The organism is Burkholderia sp. D-99 (assembly GCF_011605345.1).
Classification (GTDB): domain Bacteria; phylum Pseudomonadota; class Gammaproteobacteria; order Burkholderiales; family Burkholderiaceae; genus Burkholderia.
Genome location: NZ_JAAOXM010000019.1, coordinates 102,183 through 118,431 on the forward strand (window position 1 = coordinate 102,183; position 16,249 = coordinate 118,431).

At 66.5% G+C, this 16,249-nt stretch carries 19 protein-coding genes; 4 read left to right on the top strand and 15 right to left on the bottom strand.

The features are described from left to right. Nucleotides 1-182: 182 nt before the first annotated feature. Nucleotides 183-770, top strand: a complete 588-nt coding sequence (locus HAV18_RS37705) for a YSC84-related protein (RefSeq protein WP_011352325.1) — start codon at nt 183-185, stop codon at nt 768-770. A gap of 96 nt (nt 771-866) precedes the next feature. Here the strand turns inward: HAV18_RS37705 and HAV18_RS37710 are convergent, their stop codons facing one another. The 9 genes from HAV18_RS37710 to mltG form a co-directional block, all read right to left on the bottom strand. Then, nucleotides 867-1,931 carry a glycosyltransferase family 4 protein gene (locus tag HAV18_RS37710; protein ID WP_166965840.1) on the bottom strand — a complete coding sequence of 355 codons (1,065 nt, stop codon included), beginning with the start codon at nt 1,929-1,931 and terminating at the stop codon, nt 867-869. A 238-nt stretch (nt 1,932-2,169) separates the two neighbouring features. After that, nucleotides 2,170-3,348, bottom strand: coding sequence for an AAA family ATPase (locus HAV18_RS37715; protein WP_166965842.1), 1,179 nt, complete (start codon nt 3,346-3,348; stop codon nt 2,170-2,172). A gap of 30 nt (nt 3,349-3,378) precedes the next feature. Next, entirely contained in the window at nt 3,379-4,551 is a 1,173-nt protein-coding gene (locus HAV18_RS37720) for a mechanosensitive ion channel family protein (protein ID WP_166965843.1), read from the bottom strand. An 87-nt stretch (nt 4,552-4,638) separates the two neighbouring features. Then, nucleotides 4,639-4,995, bottom strand: a complete 357-nt coding sequence (locus tag HAV18_RS37725) for a Rap1a/Tai family immunity protein (protein WP_059506076.1) — start codon at nt 4,993-4,995, stop codon at nt 4,639-4,641. Between the two features lie 119 nt (nt 4,996-5,114). Next, nucleotides 5,115-5,825 (bottom strand): ankyrin repeat domain-containing protein, encoded by a 711-nt coding sequence (locus tag HAV18_RS37730; RefSeq protein ID WP_166965845.1) that lies wholly within the window; start codon nt 5,823-5,825, stop codon nt 5,115-5,117. Nucleotides 5,826-5,868: 43 nt separating this feature from the next. Beyond that, nucleotides 5,869-6,648: a TatD family hydrolase gene (locus HAV18_RS37735; protein WP_166965847.1), complete on the bottom strand. Its 780-nt coding sequence runs from the start codon at nt 6,646-6,648 to the stop codon at nt 5,869-5,871. A gap of 141 nt (nt 6,649-6,789) precedes the next feature. Then, entirely contained in the window at nt 6,790-7,818 is a 1,029-nt protein-coding gene (locus tag HAV18_RS37740) for a DNA polymerase III subunit delta' (RefSeq protein ID WP_166965849.1), read from the bottom strand. Between the two features lie 19 nt (nt 7,819-7,837). Further along, the gene (tmk, locus tag HAV18_RS37745; RefSeq protein ID WP_166965851.1) at nt 7,838-8,458 is read right to left on the bottom strand and encodes a dTMP kinase; all 621 of its coding nucleotides are present in this window, start codon (nt 8,456-8,458) and stop codon (nt 7,838-7,840) included. Next, a complete protein-coding gene (gene mltG / locus HAV18_RS37750; RefSeq protein WP_166965853.1) occupies nt 8,458-9,477 on the bottom strand; it encodes an endolytic transglycosylase MltG in 1,020 nt (339 codons plus the stop codon). Before mltG ends, tmk begins: the two co-directional genes overlap by 1 nt. Before the next feature lie 77 nt (nt 9,478-9,554). Between mltG and HAV18_RS37755 the strand changes: the two genes are divergently transcribed. Both HAV18_RS37755 and HAV18_RS37760 read left to right on the top strand, forming a co-directional pair. Next, a complete protein-coding gene (locus HAV18_RS37755) occupies nt 9,555-10,589 on the top strand; it encodes a folate-binding protein YgfZ (RefSeq protein ID WP_166965855.1) in 1,035 nt (344 codons plus the stop codon). A 76-nt stretch (nt 10,590-10,665) separates the two neighbouring features. Then, on the top strand, nt 10,666-11,511 hold the full coding sequence (locus tag HAV18_RS37760) for an NRDE family protein (RefSeq protein WP_043188136.1): 846 nt from the start codon (nt 10,666-10,668) through the stop codon (nt 11,509-11,511). Nucleotides 11,512-11,531: 20 nt separating this feature from the next. Here the strand turns inward: HAV18_RS37760 and HAV18_RS37765 are convergent, their stop codons facing one another. From HAV18_RS37765 to HAV18_RS39755, 5 genes are all read right to left on the bottom strand, one after another. After that, the gene (locus tag HAV18_RS37765) at nt 11,532-11,972 is read right to left on the bottom strand and encodes a GNAT family N-acetyltransferase (RefSeq protein WP_166965857.1); all 441 of its coding nucleotides are present in this window, start codon (nt 11,970-11,972) and stop codon (nt 11,532-11,534) included. A gap of 28 nt (nt 11,973-12,000) precedes the next feature. Then, a complete protein-coding gene (locus tag HAV18_RS37770) occupies nt 12,001-12,960 on the bottom strand; it encodes an alpha/beta hydrolase (RefSeq protein WP_166965859.1) in 960 nt (319 codons plus the stop codon). A gap of 205 nt (nt 12,961-13,165) precedes the next feature. Then, the gene (locus HAV18_RS37775) at nt 13,166-13,645 is read right to left on the bottom strand and encodes a PaaI family thioesterase (protein WP_011352338.1); all 480 of its coding nucleotides are present in this window, start codon (nt 13,643-13,645) and stop codon (nt 13,166-13,168) included. Continuing rightward, nucleotides 13,642-13,956 (bottom strand): Dabb family protein, encoded by a 315-nt coding sequence (locus HAV18_RS37780; RefSeq protein WP_027787175.1) that lies wholly within the window; start codon nt 13,954-13,956, stop codon nt 13,642-13,644. The genes HAV18_RS37775 and HAV18_RS37780 overlap by 4 nt, the downstream gene beginning before the upstream one ends. Nucleotides 13,957-14,100: 144 nt before the next feature. Then, nucleotides 14,101-14,568, bottom strand: a complete 468-nt coding sequence (locus HAV18_RS39755) for a hypothetical protein (RefSeq protein WP_208102278.1) — start codon at nt 14,566-14,568, stop codon at nt 14,101-14,103. A gap of 308 nt (nt 14,569-14,876) precedes the next feature. On the opposite strand from HAV18_RS39755, the gene HAV18_RS37790 reads away from it, so the two are divergent. Further along, entirely contained in the window at nt 14,877-15,170 is a 294-nt protein-coding gene (locus HAV18_RS37790) for a hypothetical protein (protein WP_166965861.1), read from the top strand. Nucleotides 15,171-15,420: 250 nt separating this feature from the next. On the opposite strand, the gene HAV18_RS37795 is transcribed toward HAV18_RS37790, so the two are convergent. Continuing rightward, nucleotides 15,421-16,026, bottom strand: a complete 606-nt coding sequence (locus tag HAV18_RS37795; RefSeq protein WP_243771843.1) for a hypothetical protein — start codon at nt 16,024-16,026, stop codon at nt 15,421-15,423. Nucleotides 16,027-16,249 lie beyond the last annotated feature (223 nt).

Sequence of the window (16,249 nt, forward strand, 5' to 3'; positions counted from 1 at the left end):
GCCGACCCGGCCTCGGCATGCGGGCGCCGGTTCGTCCGTTGGCACGCCGCGACATCCCCGAGCGATTTGACGCTTTTTCACGCCGCGACGAAAAGAGGCTGTAATCCGCTGTGATATAACTGCCGACGTGATCCGCTCCCTGAGCGAGACTCACTCCGAACGTCATCCGATGGAGAAGAACGATGCAAAAACGGAATCTTGTGCTGAAAGCCGCCGCGGCGCTCATCGTCGGTAGCCTCGCGCTCACCGGTTGCACCACCACCCCGGACAAGCCGGACAACGCCGCAACCAACGCGTCGAAGCGCCAGGCAATCGACTCGAGCGTCGACGCCACGCTGTCGCGCATGTACTCCACGGTCAAGGGTTCGCGTGAACTCGTCGCGAAATCGCGCGGCGTGCTCGTCTTCCCGGACGTGATCCAGGCCGGCTTCATCGTCGGCGGCCAGTCCGGCAACGGCGCACTGCGCGTCGGCGGCAGCACGGTCGGCTACTACAACACGTCGTCGCTGTCGGTCGGCCTGCAGGCCGGTGCCCAGTCGAAGGCGATCGTGTTCCTGTTCATGACGCAGGAAGCGCTCGACGAATTCCGCGGCTCGGACGGCTGGGCCGCCGGCGCCGGCGCGTCGGTCGCGCTCGTGAAGATGGGCGCGAACGGCGCGGTCGACACGACCACGGCCACCGCACCGGTCCAGGTCGTCGTGCTGACGAACGCGGGCCTGATGGGCGACGTGTCGATCAACGGCACGAAGGTCTCGAAGCTGAAGATCTGACGCTGACGCGCGGCCCGTGCGGATTGCGCGCGGGCCATGCACAAACGGCGATGTCCTTGCGGACATCGCCTTTTTTTTATCCGCACGCGACGCGCGTCAGGTCGTCGAGTCGATCACCTTGAAGCGCGAGCGTTTCTGCGCGCGGATCACCGACTGGTAGACGTCGACATACTGCTGCGCCATGCGGCGCGACGTAAAGCGTGCCTCGAAACGCTGCCGCACGCGCGCGCGCGGCAGCAGGTGCAGCCGGTTCACGGCCGCCACCGCACTGATTTCATCCTCGACGATGAATCCCGACACGCCCTCGTCCACCACTTCGGGCACCGCGCCGCGATTGAACGCGATCACCGGCGTGCCGCACGACATCGCCTCGATCATCACGAGGCCGAACGGCTCCGGCCAGTCGATCGGAAACAGCAGCGCATGCGCACCTGACAGGAATTCGGCCTTCTGGTGATCGGCGATCTCGCCGACGTATTCGACGTGCGGCAACGCGAAGAGCGGCTTGATCTCGCGCTCGAAGTATTCCTGGTCGGCCGCGTCGATCTTCGCGGCGATCTTGATCGGCAGCCCGCACTGGCGGGCGATGCGGATCGCCGTGTCGACGCGCTTCTCCGGCGAGATCCGGCCGAGGAATGCGAGGTAGCGCGGTTCGACGGGCTGCGGCATGTACAGCGTATCGGGCAGCCCGTGGTAGACGGTCGTCAGCCATTTTGCCTGCGGCAACGGCTGGCGCTGCGAGTTCGAAATCGAGATCACCGGCGCCGTGTTGAACGTGTCGAACACCGGCTGCTGCTCGGGCAGGTCGAGCCGGCCGTGCAGCGTCGTCACGTAAGGCGTTTCCTGCCGGTTGAAGACCGAGAACGAGTAGTAGTCCATGTGGAAATGGAGCACGTCGAAGTCCTTCGCACGGCGCGCAACCGTCTCCATCAGCAGCATGTGCGGCGCGACCCGGTCACGGATCGACGAGTCGAGCCGCAGCGCTCGCGGCCAGACCGGCTCGAGCTTCGCCCGCGTCGTCGAATCGCCGCTGGCGAACAGCGTCACATCATGGCCGAGATCGACGAGCGCCTCGGTGATGTAGGACACGACGCGCTCCGTGCCGCCGTACAGCTTCGGCGGTACCGATTCGGTCAGCGGCGCGATCTGGGCAATTCTCATGGTCCACGTCTCCTGTGTCCTGTCCGTTGCGGCACGGCCGGCGGGCCCTTGCGCTTTCGCGCCCTGCTTGCCCCCATGCAGCGCCAGCCGGATATCTCTTCATTATTCGCGATCCCGTTGCCCGGAACCGCCCGTCTTGCATTTTATGGGTGTTGTTACAGGCTGGATACATTCCGCCCGCCGGGCCGATACGGCCCCCGACACGACGATCGTGCCCGAACGCATGCCGCTCCGCCTGTCAGCGCGACGGCCACTTCCATGCCGGCAGGTCGCGCGTGTCCGCATCGACGAGCCCCGTCGCGCCGAGCTGCTTGTCGAGCACCAGCGATTCGCAGCCGGCCTCGCGCTCGAGCGTCGCGATGAGCCGCGCCGCGTGCGACACGACGAGCACCTGCGAACGCTTCGCCGCCTGCGCGATCAGGCGTCCCAGCGCCGGCAGCAGATCGGGGTGCAGGCTCGTCTCCGGTTCGTTCAGCACCATCAGCGCCGGCGGCCGCGGTGTCAGCAGCGCGGCCGCGAGCAGCAGGTAGCGCAGCGTGCCGTCCGACAACTCGGCCGCCGCGAGCGGCCGCAGCAGCCCCGGCTGGCGCATCAGCACGTCGAAGCGGCCACGGCCGCCCGGATTGTCGATCTCGACCGATGCGCCGGGAAATGCGTCGTCGATCGCCGCGTCGAGTGCCGCGCCATCGCCGATTTCGCGGATCGTCTGCAGCGCGGCGGCCAGGTCGGCGCCGTCGTCCGCGAGCACCGGCGTATGGGTGCCGATGTGCGACTGCCGCGCCGGCGCCTGCGCATCGGTCCGGAAATGGTCGTAGAAGCGCCACGAGCGGATCCGTTCGCGCATCGCAATCATTTCCGGCGCACCGGTCGGATCGGCGAACTCGGTCATCATGCTGTCGAAGCTGGCAACCGGTTGCGGAATCGTCCGCCAGTCGCCCGACGCGGTGCGCGCGCGGATCTGCGCGCCCTGCCGGTCGACCAGCAGCGTCGACGGGCGCGGCAGCGCGCCGCCCCAGATGCATTCGCGCTTGACGACCGGATCGAGCCGGAACATCGACGCGTCGTTCTTCACCGGCAAGCCGAGATCGATCGCGTAACCGAAATCGTCGCACGCGAAGCCGAGCTTCAGGCTCACGGGCCCCTTGCGCACCGTGCCGGTCACCGGCACATCGCCAGCCAGCATCGCGCGCGAGAAACGCTCGGGGCCCGCCCACAGCGTCGACGGCAACCCGCCTTCGCGGGCGAGCGACGGAATCACGCGGCCCTGCGCGGTGTCGGCGAGCAGCCGCAGCGCGCGGTACACGCTCGACTTGCCGCTGCCGTTCGGCCCCGTGACGACGTTGAGCGCCGCGAGCGGCACGATCAGCTCGCGCAGCGAGCGGTAATTGGCGATGGCGAGCGTTTTCAGCGCGGTCATGACGGTGGCGGGCAGAGATGCGGGCCGCTTTCAGCGGCCTTCGTTGGCCTGCGGATCGGCTGCGGTGTTGGCCGCCGTACTGGCGGCAGGCGGCCGCGCATGCGGCCGTTCGGGATTCGGTGCGTCCGGTGCGGCATCATGCGGATACAGTTCCGTCCGGCTGCGCGGCAGGCATTGCGGATAGCGGTCCTGCAGGTAGGCGATCAACCCTTCGCGCACGCGACAGCGCAGGTCCCAGCACGACGACGAATCGGCCGCGCTGACGAGCGCGCGCAACTGCATCGTGCGCTCCGTCGCGTCGGTCACCTGCAGCACCTGCACGCGGCCGTCCCACTCGGGCGCCGCATGGACGAGCCGCGCGAGCTCCTCGCGCAGCGGCGCGAGCGGCGTGCGGTAATCGACCGACAGGTAGACCGTGCCGATGATCTCCGAGCTGCTGCGCGTCCAGTTCGTGAACGGATTCTCGATGATCCATTGCAGCGGCACGACGAGGCGCCGCTGGTCCCACAGCCGCACCGAAACGAACGAACCGGTGATTTCCTCGATGCGTCCCCACTCGCCCTGGATCACGACCACGTCGTCGAGCCGGATCGGCTGCGTGAGCGCGATCTGCAGCCCGGCAATCAGGTTGCCGAGCACCGGCCGCGCGGCGATACCGGCAACCAGGCCCGCGACGCCGGCCGACGCCAGCAGGCTCGCGCCGACCTGGCGCACGTTCGGGAACGTCATCAGCGCGGCACCGGTGCCGATGATCACGATCAGCACCATCACGGTCCGCACGAGCACCCTGGCCTGCGTATGGATGCGCCGGGCCTGAAGGTTGTCGGCCGTGTCGATCGGATGCGCCTGGATGATGGCATCGCCGACGCCCACCGCGAGCCGCACCAGCAGCCACGTGAGCGACACGATGGAGCCGACCGCCGCCGCCGTGCGCATGCCGCGCACGGACGACATGCCGTCGTCGGCCTGGACCCACAGGAATTCGAGCGCCAGCAGCGCGAGCACGACGAGCGACGGCCTGTCGATGTAGCGCAGGATCGCGCTCATCAACGGATACGGCTGCGCGATGCGCTTGACGATGCGTGCGCCGAGACGATGCACGATCGCGACGACGAGTACGACGATGACCGACACGGCCAGCGTGCCGAGCCACGAATGTAACGGCGCATCGGTGATGCGCTGCAGTTCCTCGATTGAAATCATCGGCGCCCGTGGGTGATGAGGCGCGCAGCCCTCGTCCTGGATGCGTCGGCGACGTCCGGGCCACGCGTGCCCGGACACGGCGTCAGATCAGCTGCCGCTCCTGCAGGGAAACGCCTTGCCAAGACCGAGCGACACCGCGGTGCTCGCGTTGTAGTCGGCCAGCTTCGGATTCTCCGCGATGTACTTGCGCACCGCGTCGGTCATCTGCTGCGCCCGGATGTCGGGCGGCAGGCAGAAATACTGGCCGACCCGCGGCCCCGTCGTGCCGCCGATCGCATCGATGGTGTTGTAGACGCCGTCGGCGGCACCTTCGATGTAGGCCGCGCACGACGCCCGCGACTTGACGTCCGTCTTCGCGCACAGCCGGTCGAGATCCGCGCCCGTGAAAGCCGCCGCCGACAACGGCACGGCAAACGCCGCGGCACAAAACATTGCGCGCAACATGGTGTTCCTTATGTCAATGCGGCCCGAGACCGCCTGCTGCCTTGGCCGGCGCGGCACCGGGACACCCTGCTCCGGCCGGAATCCGGCCAGGCGGGCACCGTCTGCCGCACCGAAAACCGTCATTTTGCACTCTTTTGCGCATCGCCCGGCGTCGACGCCCCGATGCGCGTCGTCCGCTTGCTCAGGATCTCGATCGCGTCCGGCGCGTTGTAGTGCTTCGCGAATTCGAGCGCGGTGATGCCGAGCTGGTTCTTCACCTGCGGATCGGCGCCCTGGTCGAGCAGCAGCGTCACCGTCGACGCATGGTTGCCGCGTGCGGCCATCATCAGCGGCGTCGTGCCGTTCGGCGATGCGGTATCGATATACGCGTCGTGGTCGAGCAGCAGCTTCACGACCGCGTCCTGGCCGTTGGTGGCCGCGTAGTGCAGCGGCGCCCAGCCCTTCTTGCTGACTTCCGCGCCCTTGTCGATCAACACCTTGGCGAGGCCGAGGTCGCCGTTCAGCGACGCAAGCATCAGCGCGGTTTCGCCGGCCTTGTCTTCCTTCTCGAGGTCGACGTTCGGCGTCGCGGCGAGTGCCGCCGCGACCTTGTCGGACTTCTCGCGCGCGGCGATCACGATCAGCGGGTCGCCATTCGGCGCGATCGTGTTCGGGTCGAGCTTGCCGCTCTTGAGCTGCTTGCCGATGTCGGCGATGTCGTCGAACTTGACGGCCTTGACGATCGCATCGAGCGATTCGGCATGCGCGCCGGCTGCCGCGAACAGGCCGCTCGCGACGAGCGCGGCGGCAACGAGTGCACGTTTCGGCAGATGGTTGGTCGGCTTCGTCATTGTTGTGGGCTCCTTCCCTGGGTTGTCGGCTGCGCGCACGTCGTTAGCGGGCGATCTTGAACAGCCGGAAAAAGTTCTGCGTCGTCGCGTCGGCCAGTGCCTCCACGGCGATCCCGCGCTCGGACGCGATAAAGCGTCCGACATGGCTGACGTACGCAGGTTCATTCGGCTTGCCGCGATACGGCACCGGCGCAAGGTACGGCGAGTCGGTCTCGATCAGCAGCCGGTCGAGCGGCACGCGTCGCGCGACGTCCTGCACGTCGGTCGCGTTCTTGAACGTGACGATGCCCGACAGCGAAATATGGAAGTTCTGCGCGAGCGCCTGCTCGGCCACCGGCCACGGCTCGGTGAAGCAGTGCATCACGCCGCCCGGCACGTCCGCGCGCTCCTCGGCCATGATCCGCAGCGTGTCCTCCGACGACGAGCGCGTGTGGATGATCAGCGGCTTCATCGTCGCGGTCGCCGCGCGGATGTGCGTGCGAAAGCGTTCGCGCTGCCATTCCATGTCGGCGATCGAGCGGCCCTCGAGACGGTAGTAGTCGAGGCCCGTTTCGCCGATCGCGACGACTTTCGGGTGCGCGGCCAGCTCGACGAGCTCCGCGAGGGTCGGCTCGCGCGCGTCCTCGTGATCGGGATGCACGCCGACCGACGCATAGACGTTGTCGTGCGCGTCCGCGATCGCAATGACCTCCGGCAGCGTCTCGAAATCGACGGACACACACAGCGCGTGCGTGACGTCGTGCTCGCGCATGTTCTCGAGAACGGCCGGCAGGCGGTCGGCCAGGCCCTTGAAATTGATGTGGCAGTGAGAGTCGACGAACATCGTGTTTCCTGAATACGTAAGGCGTGCGCTCATGCGCACGCCGGCATGCGCCAACGGGCGGCGTTCGCGGGCCGGCCGGCCACAGTCGCGTCGCGGCGCGAGCCGGTCATCGTTTCACAACCCACGAGAAACAATGCCGGATCACGCGAATATTTCCCGGTAGCCGAGAAACAATTCCTCGAATACGAGCCGCGCGTTGAGCGGATGGTTCTCGACCGTCCGCTGCCGCGTCACGGCCTTCATGAAGCGCGCGAACGCGTTCGCATCGACCGCTTCCGCGCAACGCGCGAGCGCCGCCGCGTGCATCGGGAAGTAGCGCGGCGCGCCCGCCATCCGCTGCGCAAGCAGGTCGTACAGCCAGCGCTGCAGCCAGCCGAGCACCAGCGGCACCGGCAGCTTCTGCAGCGTCTCGCCGCACGCGAACGGGTCGCATGCCGCACCGGCCGCGAGCTGCCCGAGCGTGTAGTCGCGCAGCGGGCGGTTCTCGTCGCTCGCGAGCGCCAGCGCGGCGAGCGGCGCGCCGCCGACCTCGGCGAGCAGCGCGCTCGCATGCTCGACGCCCTGCGCCGCGAGCCAGGCCTCCGCGACGTCGGGTGCCGGCACCGTCATCGGCCACTGCCGGCAACGGCTGATGATCGTCGGCAACAGGCGGTCGATGCGCGCCGACACGAGCAGGAACACGACGCCGGACGGCGGTTCCTCGAGCGTTTTCAGCAGCGCGTTCGACGCGGCGACGTTGAGCGCCTCGGCCGGATACAGCACGACGACGCGCGCGCCGCCGCGGTGCGAACCGACCCCGCAGAAGTCGAGCAGCGCGCGCACCTGCTCGATCTTGATTTCCTTGCTCGGCGCACGCGTCTTCTTGCCGCCTTCGTCCGCGTCGGCCGCTTTCGCGTCGTCCGCGGCACCCGGCGCCTCGCCCGCCAGCGCCTCGGGCAGCACGATCCGGTAATCCGGATGGTTGCCCTGCGAGAACCACGTGCAGGCCGCGCAGGTGCCGCACGGCTCGCCGTTCGGCTGCGGCGATTCGCACAGGAAGCCCTGCGCGAGATGCTGCGCGAACTGCAGCTTGCCGATCCCGGCCTGGCCATGCAGCAGCAGCGCGTGCGGCCATTGCGCACGCAGTTGCTGCAAGCGGTTCCAGTCGTCGGTCTGCCACGGATAGATCATGGGGTGCGTTCCTTGCGAATTACAGCGCGGCGAGCACGCGCTCGAGCTGCTGGCGGATCTCGGGAATCGACCGCGTCGCGTCGACGATCGCGAAGCGGTGCGGCGCTTCTTCCGCACGCCGCAGGTATTCGCCGCGCGTGCGCGCAAAGAACGCGTCAGACTCGCTTTCGAACTTGTCGGGCATGCGCGCGGCGCCGCGCCGCTCGCTCGCGACCTGCGGCGCGACGTCGAACAGCACGGTCAGGTCGGGCTGGAAGCCGCCCTGCACCCAGCGCTCGAGCGTCTCGAGCTTGTCACGCGGCAGCCCGCGGCCGCCGCCCTGGTACGCGAACGTCGCATCGGTGAAGCGATCGGACACGACCCAGTCGCCGCGCGCGAGTGCCGGCTCGATCACGAGCGCGAGATGCTCGCGACGCGCGGCGAACATCAGCAGCGCTTCCGTCTCGAGATCCATCGGCTGGTTCAGCAGGATCTCGCGCAGTGTCTCGCCGAGCTGCGTGCCGCCCGGTTCGCGGGTGACGACGACCTGCCGGCCGGCCGCGGCCAGCTTGCCCTGGAGGCGTTCGCAGAACCATTGCAGGTGGGTGGTCTTCCCCGCCCCGTCGATGCCTTCGAACGTGATGAATTTACCGCTCGCCATTATTGACCTCGTATGTACTTGTCCACGGCCTTGTTGTGGTCGCCGAGCGTGTCCGAGAACACGCTCGTGCCATCGCCTTTCGCGACGAAATAGAGCGCGCTCGTCGGTGCCGGATTGATCGCCGCCTGCAGCGCGGCAACGCCCGGCAACGCGATCGGCGTCGGCGGCAGCCCGCGTCGGGTGTAGGTATTGTAAGGAGTGTCGGCCTGCAGGTCGCGCTTGCGCAGGCGGCCGTCATACGCATCGCCGAGCCCGTAGATCACCGACGGATCGGTCTGCAGCGGCATGCCGATGCGCAACCGGTTCGCGAACACGGCCGCGACGAACGCGCGATCGGCCGCATGGCCCGTTTCCTTTTCGACGATCGACGCGATCGTCAGCGCTTCGTAAGGCGTCTTGTACGGCAGGCCCGGCACGCGTGCGGCCCAGGCCTCGTCGAGACGCGTCTGCATCAGATGGTACGCGCGCCGGTAGATGTTCAGGTCGCTCGTGCCCTTGTCGAACAGGTAGGTATCGGGGAAGAACAGCCCTTCGCCGCTGCCGCGCTGCACCGCGTTGTCCGACGCGCCGATCGCGCGCAGCAGCTCGACGTCGCTCATGCCGGTCGTCGAGTGCGCAAGATCGGGGTTCGCATCGAGTTCCGCGCGCATCCGCTTGAAGGTCCAGCCTTCGATGACCGTCGCGACATACTCGTTCACGTCGCCGCGCGCGATCTTCTGCAGGACCTCGTAAGGCGTGATGCCGGTCTTGAATTCGTAGTTGCCGGACTTGAGCCGGCTCGACAGCCCGAGCACGCGCGTCATCACAACGAAGCCGAACGGCTCGACCGGCACGCCGCCGCGCTTGAGCTGCAGCGCGACGCTCTTCACGGTGCTGCGCGGCTTGATCGTGACGTCGAGCGATGCGGAACCCAGCAACAGCGGCCGGGTTGCCCAGTAATACCCGCCGCCCGCGCCGGCAGCGGCCACAACGACGGCCAGCGCCACGATCGTCGCGGCGCATTTCTTCAGTAGGGACATGGAAACGTGACTCAGGTAAGACCCATATAATACTTGCTCGCCTTCGTCAAAGTCAGGGTTGACTGTTCCCTCATTCCATGAGCACACCGTTCGCTTCACCGGCTGCCCAGGCCGCATCTGCCTCGCTCCCCGTTTTCCCCCGCCCGTTGGCCGCTGATTTCGACGCGCCGGGCGCCTGCATGCCGCTGCCGCAGTTCGGCGTGATCGACGTGGCCGGCGACGACGCCGCGACGTTCCTGCACAGCCAGCTCACCAACGACATCGAGCATCTCGACGCCGCGAGCGCACGGCTGTCCGGCTATTGCTCGCCGAAGGGTCGCCTCCTCGGGTCGTTCCTCACGTGGCGCGCCGGCCACGGCGTGCGCCTGCTGATATCGAAGGACGTGCAGCCCGCCGTGCAGAAGCGGCTGTCGATGTTCGTGCTGCGTGCGAAGGCGAAACTGACGGATGCGAGCGACGCGCTCGCGGTGGTCGGCTTCGCGGGCGACGTGCGCGACGCGCTGTCGGGCATCTTCGACGCGCTGCCGGACGGCGTGCACGTGAAGGTCGACGGCCCGGCCGGGACGCTGATCCGCGTGCCCGATGCAGCCGGCCGCAAGCGCTATCTGTGGATCGGCCCGCGTGCGGAAGTCGACGCGCGCCTCGCCGCGCTCGGCGCTACGCTGCCGGTCGTGTCGCCTGCCGTATGGGACTGGCTCGACATCCGCGCGGGCGAACCGCGCATCACGCAGCCTGCCGTCGAACAGTTCGTGCCGCAGATGGTCAACTTCGACGTGATCGGCGGCGTTAACTTTCGCAAGGGGTGCTACCCGGGCCAGGAAATCGTCGCACGCAGCCAGTACCGCGGCACGATCAAGCGCCGCACCGCGCTCGCGCACGTCGCCGGCGAGACCGATACCGTGCATGCCGGCGTCGAGCTGTTCCACAGCGACGATCCCGGTCAGCCGTGCGGGATGATCGTCAACGCGGCGGCCGCGCCCGCGGGCGGCGTCGACGCGCTCGTCGAAATCAAGCTCGCCGCGCTCGACAACGGCACGGTGCACCTCGGTTCGGCCGACGGCCCGGTGCTCGCATTCGATACGCTGCCGTACGCCTGGCCGACGGAAGCGTGACGCACTGACAACCCGTTCGCGTGCCGGCTCGCGAGTCGCAGCCGGCGCCCGATGTTTCCTGCGAGAGATTCGCCCGATGTGTCTGATTGCCTTCGACTGGCAGCCCGATGCCGCCGCCGGTCCCGTCTTTACCCTCACCGCCAACCGCGACGAGTTCTTTCGCCGCACGAGCGCGCCGCTTTCGTGGTGGGAAGATGTCCCGGGCGTACTGGCCGGCCGCGATCTCGAAGCGGGCGGCACGTGGCTCGGCGTATCGCGCGACGGCCGTTTCGCCGCGTTGACGAACTACCGCGCGCCGTTCGACATCCGAGCCGGCGCGCCGACCCGCGGCAAGCTCGTGTCCGATTTCCTCGGCGGCCCGTCCGTTGCGCCGCTCGACTATCTCGGGCAGTTGGCCGAGCATGCGGCCGTCTACAACGGCTTCAACCTGCTCGTCGGCGACTGGAGGCGGCGCGAACTCGCGTGGTTCTGCAATCGCGCGCCCGAGGGCGAAAGCAGTGTCGCCGCGCCCGTCGCGATCGCGCCCGGCGTGCATGCGCTGTCGAATGCGCGGCTCGATACGCCCTGGCCGAAAGTGGTGCGCAAGCGCGCGGAGCTCGGCACGCTGCTCACCGACAATCCGACCCCGTCGCTCGACGAACTGATCGCGCTGATGCGCGATCCGCATGTCGCGGACGACGATGCGCTGCCGCACACGGGCATTCCGATCGAGCGCGAGCGTGCGCTGTCGGCCGCGTTCATCGAGACACCCGAATACGGCACGCGCGGCACGACCGCGCTGCGCGTCACGATGAAGGAAGGCGTGCGGCTCACGGTCGAGATCAAGGAACGCTGCGACGACGACGGCTCGCACCGCACCGTCCGCCCGGGCACGTTCGAGCGCGCATTCACGTTCGACCTCGACGCTACGCCGCCGCGCTGAGCGGGCGAGCGTGCGCCGTGCTACGGCGCGCGCACCATCTCGACGTGCGGCACGCCGGCTTCGACGAACGGTTCACCGACCGCCGCGAAGCCGTGCCGCAAGTAGAACGACACGGCCGAATCCTGCGCGTAGAGCCGCACGACGATTTCGCCGCGGCGCCGCGCCGCATCCAGAAGCGCGTTCAGCACGGCTGACCCGACGCCCTGCCCGCGTGCGTCGGCCAGCACCGCGACGCGGCCGATCGTGCCGGACGGCAGCAGCCGCCCCGTCGCGACCGCGCGGCGCACGCCGGTCGCGGCATCGACCCGGTACGCCACCGCATGGAGCGACAGCGGATCGTCGTCGTCGAGCTCCCATTCCGGCGGAATCTGCTGCTCACGCACGAACACCGCGTCGCGGATCCGCGCGGCGTCGCCGCCCAATACCGTCCAGTCGCCCGTTTCCACCACGCCGTCCGTCATCGCAGCCCTCCACGCGGCGCGTACGCCGTCAAACGTCATCGAATGCGGCCTTCAGCGCCGCGACGGCGTCAGCATGCGCGGCCCGCACCTCGGGCACGTAGCCGCCCATCTTGAAGAATTCGTGGATCATCCCCGGATAGCAGACCAGCGTGACCGCGTTGCCCGCCGCGCGCAACTTCTCCGCATACGCGGCGCCCTCGTCGCTCAGCGGATCGTATTCGGCCGTCGCGATCCACGCCGGCGCGACGCCCGCGAACGACGGCGCGTCGCGCGTGCCGTCGAGCGGTGCGAAACGCCAGTCGTCGCGATCCGCCCGATCGCGCACGTATTGCGTGAAGAACCACTGGATCGTGTCCTGCGTCAGCAAATAGCCGTTCGCGAGCCGTACGTGCGATTCGGTGCCCTGGTAGCCCGTCACGCCCGGGTATATCAGCATCTGCAGCGTCAGGCGAATGCCCGCATCGCGTGCGAGCACCGCGCAGACGGTCGCAAGCGTGCCGCCCGCGCTGTCGCCGCCGACGGCCAGCCGTGCGGCGTCGATGCCGAACGTGGCGGCCTCGCGATGTAGCCATTGCAACGCGTCATCGGCGTCGTTCACCGCGGTCGGAAACCGGTGTTCCGGCGCGAGCCGGTAGCCGACCGACAGCACCGCGCACTGCGCATCGTGCGCGAACATCCGGCACAGCGCGTCGTGCGTATCAACGCTGCCGACCGTGAAACCGCCACCGTGGTAGTACACGAGCGCGGGCAGCGGCTCCGCGAGGCTCGGCGCGACCGGCAGGTACAGCCGCGCGCCGATCGTGCTGCCATCGCGCGTCGGGACGACACATTCCTCGACCGAATGCATCGGCGCCGGTGCGACGTCGAGGATCGGCGCGCTCTTCTCGTACGCGGCGCGCGCCTGCTGCGGCGTCTGGTGGTGGTAGGACGGACGTTTCGCGCGCTCGATCATGTCGAGCACCTGGGCGATCTTCGGATTCAGCGGCATCGGCTAGGACGGCGCCGGTGCGGCGCCGTGAACGGACAAGCGTCACATGATGCCATGCCCTCGTCGCGCAGGCGTGGCGCGCTTCGCGCGTCGAAATCCCGGCCCCCTTCGGCCTGCCGTGAACGCGTTCGGCGTGGCGTACACAAGCGCCCCGCAAAACAAAACGGCCCTGCCAATAACGAGGCAGGGCCGTGCGTTCCGGCGCTTACGCGTCGCTCGGGCCGGGCTGGGCGTCCGGCGCCGTGCGCGAGCGTTGCCGCTTGATGTCGCGGCCCACCGCGAGCCGCCGCATGTACTTGAACGTGCCGAGCGCCTTCGCGACGAAATTGCCGTCGCTGTCGCGCACTTCGCCTTCGCAGTAGGCCATCGTCGTCGAGCGATGCATCACGCGCCCGTAAGCGCGCAACTCGCCGCGCCCCGGCTGCATGAAGTTCACCTTCATCTCGACCGTCACCACGCCGACGCCGTCGTCGGTCAGGCTGCGCGCGGCCATCGCGAGTGCGATGTCCGCGAGCGTCATCGTCACGCCGCCGTGCGCGATGCTCCACGTGTTCATGTGCCGCTCTTCGAGCGGCAGCACGAGCTCGCTCGCACCGTCCTTCGCGGACACGAGCTGCACGCCGAGCAGGTCGACGAACGGGCTTTCGATCGACGGGCCGTCCGTCGGGGTTGCCGCGTCGCTCATCGTGCGCTGTCGACGATGTAGTCGACGCATTCGCGCGATTCGGCCACCGCGACGACGAATTTCTTCACTTCCTGGTGAACCGGGTGCACCTGGTAGGCATCGAGCGCGGCCTTGTCCGCGAAATCGGACACGAGCACGATGTCGGCGGTCGCGTCGAGGCCGGGCGTTGCCACGCCGACGTCGATCTGCAGGGTGCCCGGCACGAGGTCGCGGCAGCCTTCGAGCTTTTCCTTCAGCTTCAGCGCGTTCTGCGCGCGCGTCGCGCCTTCGGCCGATTCTTTCAACTTCCACATCACAATATGTCTGATCACTTCGTTCGCTCCAGTTCGTCTTGGTGCCGCTATTTTCCTAGAATCCTTGCCAGCCGGGCATCCCGTGCCCTGCCACCGTTCGCTTACGTTCGTCGGATGTCATGTCCAGCCGAGAAAACAGCAGGTATTGAAGCGGGCATCATTTCAATCCGCCAAAGACGATGCCCGCCCTTTCACCGTGCCACTTGCCGACGTCAAGATCCGACAAGCAAAGGCAGGCGACAAGCCTACCAAACTTACCGACGCCAATGGACCGTATCTTTGAGGTCCGGCTGTCAGGCCCCAGGCTCTGGCGACAGGGTTCTTTCCGCTTACGTCACAGACAACGATGCGTGCCTGATGGCCCGTTGGACGATCCTCGGACTCACTCACCAACGCAGTAGCAATTTTCGTCGAGTCGATCACGCTCCCGAGACCGAGTAGCGCGATCGGCTGCAGATCCGGAATCTGCCGCAGCACAATCCCGGCCACCGTCGACATCGACGATCCGAGCGTTGCCCGGCCGGCGACGAGCGGAATCGTCAGTTGCCCCTGCGCGCCAGTTCCTTCGCGACACCGGTCAGCCCCCCCCATGATGGTCAGCTCCAGAATGGTCTTTTCGTGGTCTTGCATCCGCCCCCATAAACAAATCGCCCGAGCCACCTCGGACGGTATCCGGAATATTTAACAGAAGTCACATTATCTTCAATTTATTGATCAATCAAAATACAAAACAATCCCCCAAAAAGAAAACTAAATTAAGACATTCACGCAATTAAATCCCCCTTAACCAGCGGTTTACTTTCATACAATCAAGACCTACCATCGAAACTCCAATACGATCCAAATGCAATTCTTTCGCACTCCCAATGCATTGATCGCCTTGGCCCAAGCCATCCCAATATGGCATGTTACCTACATTGACCACACCGGAGGAAATAATGGCTCGTATCGTTTGGGGCACCATCGACAAAAACGGCTCCATTCTCAACGGCAGCGGGGATTTCACCGTCGAGAACGTCAGCTCCGGAAAATATTCGATCTCTTTCAGCCCCGGATTCTCTGCACTCCCTGGAATTGTCGGGTCGCAAAACAACTTCAACGAAACAGGACAGGCCAATTCCGACGGCGTAGCCTTCCCGTTCGTCAACAAGAATTCCTGTCAAGTCAACACCGGCAATAATTCAGGCAGCCTTCAGAACAGAAGCTTTGCGTTCGTCGCGGTTGGTAATTAGCCATTTATAAATCATGTCGCACCGGCCCTTATCGAGGATTCGCTACGAACCGGCTAGCGAATGTGTCGCGAAAAATCGAGTAAGGGCCGGAGCATATGAGCAAAAACCTTGAACGCGCCGTCGATGATGCTCGGAACGGTTCCCTAGAGAAATTTCTAGCGGAGAGGACACAAATCATTTACTGAGTGCCAATCCGGCCTCGGAACGATGAGATCCATCCTGTTGTCCTGCTTCTTCCGGTGTCCGACCGTCACCGTCCCGTTCGCCCCTCCGGTGAACGTAACGACCGTGATCCATCCACGCGACACGAGCGTGGTTCGACCGGCTCGATCGGATACTCATCCTCTACACCGATCCTGCCCCCCCCTTCAGCGCGATCGTCTTTTCGATCGACAGATCGGCTTGGCCGCACATCGTGAAGCGGCTCGACGACATATGCCGATTGAGCGTCTCCAATCGCGACTTTGCCCCCGCTTTTGCGGCTTCCGGACTGGCGAACGCGTGGCGTTCGATATGCACTGCGGACGCACTTTGCGGGGGCATCCGGATTCGGGATCGTGAGATCGGTCTTCTTCCCTGACTTGCGGTCGTGCGCCTTCGTGCGAACGGCCGCGAAGCGCGCGCGGTCCGGAAAACTGATGTCGTAGGCGATCAGCGGGACAGGCGTGAGCGTCACCGCAGGCACCGGCTTGCCGCTTGCGCTGTTGCCGCCGCCGCGCGGCAGCAGGATCAGCTTGCCAGTCTTGACCGCTGTCGTCGCACCGTATTTCCGCGCAACACGCGTAACTGACGGCTCCGATGAAACAATCCCGCGGCTTAGGCCCGACGCAGCACCGATCACGCAAACGTCGACCACGGAGCCAGTAATCCGGATCGCACTTCCAGCCCGGCGCGACGCTCGGCTTCGGTTGAATCACAGGAACACGGCTTGCCCGACAACAACCGGCACAAACGCGACGATTCATTTCCTGTCCGGCATCAATTTCCGGAATGAGACATCATTGCAATCATTTCGTCGCCGAACACCCGAATTCCATTGTCGACTTCCATTAAATCGCACACTTTACCGATTCAACAGG

Bases quoted from the DNA above. Each gene is read 5' to 3' on its own strand.
- mltG (WP_166965853.1), bottom strand. From the start codon at position 9,477: ATGTCCCTACTGAAGAAATGCGCCGCGACGATCGTGGCGCTGGCCGTC.
- HAV18_RS37720 (WP_166965843.1), bottom strand. From the start codon at position 4,551: ATGATTTCAATCGAGGAACTGCAGCGCATCACCGATGCGCCGTTACAT.
- HAV18_RS37755 (WP_166965855.1), top strand. From the start codon at position 9,555: ATGAGCACACCGTTCGCTTCACCGGCTGCCCAGGCCGCATCTGCCTCG.
- HAV18_RS37730 (WP_166965845.1), bottom strand. From the start codon at position 5,825: ATGACGAAGCCGACCAACCATCTGCCGAAACGTGCACTCGTTGCCGCC.
- HAV18_RS37775 (WP_011352338.1), bottom strand. From the start codon at position 13,645: ATGAGCGACGCGGCAACCCCGACGGACGGCCCGTCGATCGAAAGCCCG.
- HAV18_RS37710 (WP_166965840.1), bottom strand. From the start codon at position 1,931: ATGAGAATTGCCCAGATCGCGCCGCTGACCGAATCGGTACCGCCGAAG.
- HAV18_RS37735 (WP_166965847.1), bottom strand. From the start codon at position 6,648: ATGTTCGTCGACTCTCACTGCCACATCAATTTCAAGGGCCTGGCCGAC.
- HAV18_RS39755 (WP_208102278.1), bottom strand. From the start codon at position 14,568: ATGCAAGACCACGAAAAGACCATTCTGGAGCTGACCATCATGGGGGGG.
- HAV18_RS37765 (WP_166965857.1), bottom strand. From the start codon at position 11,972: ATGACGGACGGCGTGGTGGAAACGGGCGACTGGACGGTATTGGGCGGC.
- tmk (WP_166965851.1), bottom strand. From the start codon at position 8,458: ATGGCGAGCGGTAAATTCATCACGTTCGAAGGCATCGACGGGGCGGGG.
- HAV18_RS37770 (WP_166965859.1), bottom strand. From the start codon at position 12,960: ATGCCGCTGAATCCGAAGATCGCCCAGGTGCTCGACATGATCGAGCGC.
- HAV18_RS37790 (WP_166965861.1), top strand. From the start codon at position 14,877: ATGGCTCGTATCGTTTGGGGCACCATCGACAAAAACGGCTCCATTCTC.
- HAV18_RS37715 (WP_166965842.1), bottom strand. From the start codon at position 3,348: ATGACCGCGCTGAAAACGCTCGCCATCGCCAATTACCGCTCGCTGCGC.
- HAV18_RS37725 (WP_059506076.1), bottom strand. From the start codon at position 4,995: ATGTTGCGCGCAATGTTTTGTGCCGCGGCGTTTGCCGTGCCGTTGTCG.
- HAV18_RS37705 (WP_011352325.1), top strand. From the start codon at position 183: ATGCAAAAACGGAATCTTGTGCTGAAAGCCGCCGCGGCGCTCATCGTC.
- HAV18_RS37740 (WP_166965849.1), bottom strand. From the start codon at position 7,818: ATGATCTATCCGTGGCAGACCGACGACTGGAACCGCTTGCAGCAACTG.
- HAV18_RS37760 (WP_043188136.1), top strand. From the start codon at position 10,666: ATGTGTCTGATTGCCTTCGACTGGCAGCCCGATGCCGCCGCCGGTCCC.